Source organism: Spirulina sp. 06S082 (assembly GCF_034932145.1).
Taxonomy (GTDB): Bacteria; Cyanobacteriota; Cyanobacteriia; order Cyanobacteriales; family Spirulinaceae; genus CCY15215.
The window spans coordinates 1-5,308 of record NZ_JAYGHV010000449.1; the positions used below are offsets into that span (position 1 = coordinate 1).

Here is a 5,308-nt window from a genome sequence, read left to right on the forward strand (position 1 = left end):
CGATCGCGTGGAATGTGCCTGCTTTGCGATCGATATAGCCAAATTCCCCTAGTCCCGAGTTCAACACCCAGAGGCGATCGCGATACCACCGGGGAGAATGGGGCATGGAGAGGCCATCCACAACGATGCGATTATTTTGAATATTAATAATACAACCGCCGCGATCGCGCTGATTTCGCCATCCTGCGGCTACGTCGGAACGACTGATGGCACTGACATAGACGGGTTTTTCTTTCACCATTGCTAACCCGTTGAGGTGACAGCGATCCTCCGGGGCAAGTTTGCTGATAAAATCCGGTTTCCAGACAGGGGCAAAACTATAGCGATCGCTTACGGTCGCTAAACAACTATAAGAGGTATTGACAAAAACAATCTTTTGTGTATCGGTTACGCCGAGATCGTGAATGTCCAATTCTCCTGTAGTGTGAGCGAGACGAGGAATATAGAGTGCATCATAGTCGTTGTGAGTTTCTCCCGCAGGAAGGGCATTATCTAATTGCCATAATTGGAAGCGACAGCCCATATAGAAGCGATCGGGGGTAACATAAAGTCCCATAGGGCGATCGAAAAGTCGCTCAAAGATAGACAATACGCCATTGGGTTTGAGTCCAATCAGAAAAAGTCGGTTGGTTTGATAGGTTGTAAATGCAAGACTGATATGCTGTTCGTAGAGCCAAGGTAGCAATTGGCGAGAACAGGAAATTTCGAGAGGGGGTGACTTTTTTTGTCCCGTTTCAGACATTGTTTTGGTTGTTGATGATTATTCTTTATTCTTCATTCCCTGTTCCTTTTGTCCCATTACTTTTTCAAGAACAAAATAGATAATTACGGCAGCTATAATACCGTTAATGGGTTTAATTCCGGGGGTGTAATAGGCGATCGCGGAAGCGGCAATATAGGACAAAATTCCTATCCAGTTAAACGGCGGTTGTACTTCATCTAAACTGGGAAATTGTCCTCGATGACCTAACCAATAATTGGCCATGATAATGCCTCCAATGGGTGGAATAAATGTTCCCAATAAAACGAGAAAATTCACAAATTGGCTGCCATAAATGCCCCCCAAAGTTAGCGCCAAAGCTAAAGTTGTGCCTCCCAAGACTAATAGATGACGCTTCTCTGTGCGAAACGCATGAGATCCAGCCACGGAGAAAGCATACATTGTATTATCTTGGGTCGTCCACATATTGAGAACAAAAAGAATCAGACCCCAAACCAGTAACCCTTGTTTCATCATGACTTTAACAATATCCGAATCGCCGTAAGCGAGGGAACTATAAGCACCGCTAAAAATCAAAAAGCCATTTCCCAGGAAAAAAGCCAACAATGTCGCGATCGCCGCCATTTTGCCCGATCGCGCAAAACGACTCCAATTCGTTGCTTGGGTTCCCCCAGAAATAAAAGTTCCCACGATGAGAGTAATTGCGGCACTTAAAGGCATTTCTGCTTGAGGGGCGATCTCCTGTGCCTGTAAGCCAGAAAATCCTCCGACTTCTCCCGTTGAAATTGCCAAACTCCACAGCATTAAAACCACGATCGCGGGGACAGCAATTCGACTTAACCAATCCAAGGCATTATAACCAAAATAAGCGGTAATACAGAACCCATAAGTAACAACAACGATCAGCAACCAATTCAACGATTTAGGAAATCCAATCGTTTGATTTAATAAGTCAGCAATTAATCCCGATCCCCAAGCGTACCAAGCTACTTGAGTAAAACCGAGAATAAAATCAACCCATCGAGAGCCAATATTTCCGAAACTAAATCGTGCCATGAGAACGGTATTTAAACCTGTTTCTCCGGCAATATAACCCAACAGGGCAGCATAAATCCCCAAGATTAAATTACCAATGAGAATAACACCGATTAAATCAGGGAAAAAGCGAAATGCGGGTCCGACTAATCCTCCCGCAAACAAAGTACCGGAATACAAGGTAAATCCCACCAAAATTGGAGCCAAAGACCAAAAGGATTTTCGCATTTCTGGGGGAACGGCACGCAGAGGATAATCCTCTTGTTGTTCAACTTTTTCTAAGATAGGTTGTTCTTGCATAGCTTGTAGAGTGTTCTAATTGTTGCCTATTACCTGTTGCCTTTTGCCTATTTATCCAAACCTTGGTCTAGCAAAGCGATCGCGGGTTGGCATTGGCGCTTGTTGTGAAGGTTCTGGGGGTGGAGGATTATTGTCTGCGGGTGTCTCTAAAGGAGGAGGAGGAGGAACTTCCTCAAAAGGTTCTTCTTGTTGAGGGGGAGGAGGAGGAGGAACTTCCTCAAAAGGTTCTTCTTGTTGAGGAGGAGGAGAAAAAGGAGGAAGTTCTTGAAATTGTTCTCTAGGTTCGGGTTCTTCAGGAATGGGGATAGAAGGAATAACAGTTTCATTCAAATATAAATCTACTTCTTCCATCTTTTCTAAATCCCCTTGACCGCGATAGAGGGATTTGGCTTGTTCTAGGGTGGCGATCGCCTCTTCGTAGCGTTGCAAGCGATAGTAACACACCCCAGAATTGTAGAAAGCATCGGGAAAAATAGGATTAAGTCCGATCGCCTCTTGATACTTTTGTAGTGCCAGTTCGCAGTCTCCTGCATCTTGATAGGCAATGCCGAGATTATAATAATTGATCGGATCATTGGGGGCAAAAGTCGCCACCTGTTCGAGGGCTGCGATCGCCGTATCTACGTTTCCGGTTTCAATGGCGGCGGTGCCGAGTTGTTGATAAACTGCAACATTATTGGGGTCTAATTCGGCGGCTGTGGCAAAACGCTGTTCTGCTGCCCTAAAATTCTCTTGTCTGGCATAAACTAAGCCTAAATTGTACTGTGCTTGTGCATTGTTAGGATCGATAACGGCGGCTGTACCGAGGGCTTCTTGTGCCAAAACTAAATCGCCGCGATCGGCATAAAGTAAGCCGACTTGATAGTAAGCATCGGCAAAATCAGGATCGATCGCGATCGCATCTTCATAAAGAGAAATAGCCTCGTTAGTTTCTCCGCGACGGGCGAGAATTAAGCCCAAATTGTAAGCAGCGCGGGCATTTTCAGGATTGAGTAGTAAGGCTTGACGATAGGCTAATGCGGCTTCCTCTTTGTCTCCCAAAACATCTAATGCGAGGGCAAGATTGTAATATCCTGGTGCAAATTTAGGTTCGAGACGAGTAGCGCGTCTAAAACTGGAAACTGCATCCATTAAAGCACCTTGACGATAGTAGGCAATGCCCAAATTGTAGTGACCTTCAGCCAAAGTCGGATTTAAACCAACGGCTTGTTCGTACTCTTGAATCGCTGTAGCCACATCTCCTTGCTGCATCAGGCTATTGGCCAGCATATAATAGCCCATCGGCATGAGCGGATCCGATCGCAATGCCTGTCGAAAAGATGCCTCGGCTGCGGGGAAAATCCCCTGTTGATAAGCTAACGTCCCTTTTTGGAAGGCGATCGCGGCCTCTAAATTGTTGGTATATAGTCCATCAAGAACTTGTTTGACCCGAGGGGGTTCGGGCTGTTTTTGCGCCATCGCAGCAGAGGCGATCGCACCCCACCCGAATAACGCCAAAGTCAGCACGCCCCATCTCATGTATTGTTTTCCCATTAGCCAGCCTCTTCGCGAACCCAAATTTACTCTAGATTGTATCTGAGTTTGTTTTAGATCGCATCTATTTCGCTAAAAGGCGATCGCAATAGTAGGGGTTTGGAGACCAAACCCCTACGATAGGTTTGGAGACCAAACCCCTACTCAAATTACAACCACAGAATGACTCAAACTTCCCTCAGCGAAACTCAGAGTAGCGTAGAAATTGGTACTTTAGCCAAAAATGCGGCTACTATTCTCTCGTTACAAGCCGCAGGAGTAACCTTAACTTACCTCGCGCAAGTCTTTCTGGCACGATGGATGGGAAAAATTGAGTATGGCATTTACGAATATGTCATTTCTTGGTCTTTAGTGTTAGCCATTCCAGCCAGTTTAGGCTTACCTCGTACAGTCTTGCGTTTCATCTCAGAATACCGCGTCCGTCACCAATGGGGGGAATTACGAGGTTTGATTTTAAGCAGTTGGCAGTTGACTGCTGGAGTCGGTTTACTCCTCTGTTTAGCAGCCACCGAAATTATTTCCTTCCTCGATCGCCAAGATAGCTTTATTTATGCCCCTGTCCTGCTGGTAGGCATTTGGTTAGTCCCCTTGCAAGCACTCATCCAATTGCAAGAAGATATGGCTCGCGGGGCGGATAATATTCCTTTAGCTTATGGACCATCGAAGGTACTCTGGCCGCTTTTTGTGCTGGGAAGTGGTTTTTTCCTATTTCACCAAAACCACGATTTAACCAGCATTCCTATGATCCGAGTCGCACTCCAGACTCTATTAATCGTAGTTGTCTTTCAGGTTTCCTGTCTCTGGTTCAAATTCAATCGCGAAATTGGCGACGCAAAACCCATTTATAAACCGCGTCAATGGTTGTTGGTTGCGCTTCCTTTGTTGTTAGATCACACCTTTGACGTGCTGTTAACCCAAACTGATATTCTGATGGTGGGATCGCTAGTGGGTGCGGGGGCTGTGGGCATTTATAGTGCGGCGGTAAAAACAGCATTATGGGCTAGTTTTGTCTTGCAGAGTCTTAACTTTGTAGCGGCACCGGCTTACGCCATTCTCTATGCTAAAGGCGATCGTGAAGGATTACAAAAAATAGTAGGTGCGGTAACACTGTGGATTTTTGCTCCTTCTGTGGCGATCTCCCTCAGTTTAGTCATTTTTGCCCAACCCATTCTCAGCGTTTTCGGCCCGGAATTTGTAGCAGCGCAGTGGGCGTTAAAAATTCTTATTATCGGGCAATTGGTGGATGTTTTATGCGGCTCTGTTGGCAATTTAATGGTGATGACTGGTCATCAGAATCAGTCTGTTGTTGTTTCCAGTTGTTGTGCCTTGGCTAATGTAATCTTAAATGCCATTTTAATTCCTAAATTTGGGGCAGCAGGAGCCGCGATCGCCACTACCTGTACTCTAGTTACTTGGAATGTTTGGATGTGTATTTTGGTGATAAAATATATTAAGATAAATCCTTCAATTTTATACTCTTTTGGAATCGGTAAAAACTTTGTATCTGATTGAGAAATACTAACTTAATAATTATTTTGATAGAAGGCGATCGTGAATATCTCGAACTGTCGCCGGACCTACACCTTTTACTCTTTTTTCAATATCATGTAGAGATTTAAAATGTCCTTTTTCTCTTTCTTGAATAATTTCTTTACCTTTCCTAACGTCTTTTAAATATTGTTCTAATTTTTTTGAGTCCAGCGTATTTAATACTTCAAG

At 44.7% G+C, this 5,308-nt stretch carries 4 protein-coding genes and 1 pseudogene; 1 reads left to right on the forward strand and 4 read right to left on the reverse strand.

The genetic code is table 11. From position 1 onward, the window contains the following. The 3 genes from VB714_RS26635 to VB714_RS26645 all read right to left on the reverse strand — a co-directional run. The coding region (locus tag VB714_RS26635) for a TIGR03032 family protein (RefSeq protein WP_323228311.1) at nucleotides 1-742 on the reverse strand (742 nt) is incomplete at its 3' end. Nucleotides 743-760: 18 nt separating this feature from the next. Then, nucleotides 761-2,056, reverse strand: coding sequence for a cytosine permease (gene codB / locus VB714_RS26640; protein ID WP_323228312.1), 1,296 nt, complete (start codon nucleotides 2,054-2,056; stop codon nucleotides 761-763). Nucleotides 2,057-2,107: 51 nt separating this feature from the next. Beyond that, a complete protein-coding gene (locus tag VB714_RS26645; protein ID WP_323228314.1) occupies nucleotides 2,108-3,574 on the reverse strand; it encodes a tetratricopeptide repeat protein in 1,467 nt (488 codons plus the stop codon). Nucleotides 3,575-3,751: 177 nt separating this feature from the next. On the opposite strand from VB714_RS26645, the gene VB714_RS26650 reads away from it, so the two are divergent. After that, nucleotides 3,752-5,101 (forward strand): lipopolysaccharide biosynthesis protein, encoded by a 1,350-nt coding sequence (locus VB714_RS26650; protein ID WP_323228315.1) that lies wholly within the window; start codon nucleotides 3,752-3,754, stop codon nucleotides 5,099-5,101. A gap of 18 nt (nucleotides 5,102-5,119) precedes the next feature. Here VB714_RS26650 and VB714_RS26655 read toward each other — a convergent pair. Further along, a pseudogene (locus VB714_RS26655) lies at nucleotides 5,120-5,308 on the reverse strand (hypothetical protein); the annotation flags it as partial.

Coding starts and splice junctions, on each gene's coding strand:
- VB714_RS26645 (WP_323228314.1), bottom strand. CDS start 3,574: ATGAGATGGGGCGTGCTGACTTTGGCGTTATTCGGGTGGGGTGCGATC.
- codB (WP_323228312.1), bottom strand. CDS start 2,056: ATGCAAGAACAACCTATCTTAGAAAAAGTTGAACAACAAGAGGATTAT.
- VB714_RS26650 (WP_323228315.1), top strand. CDS start 3,752: ATGACTCAAACTTCCCTCAGCGAAACTCAGAGTAGCGTAGAAATTGGT.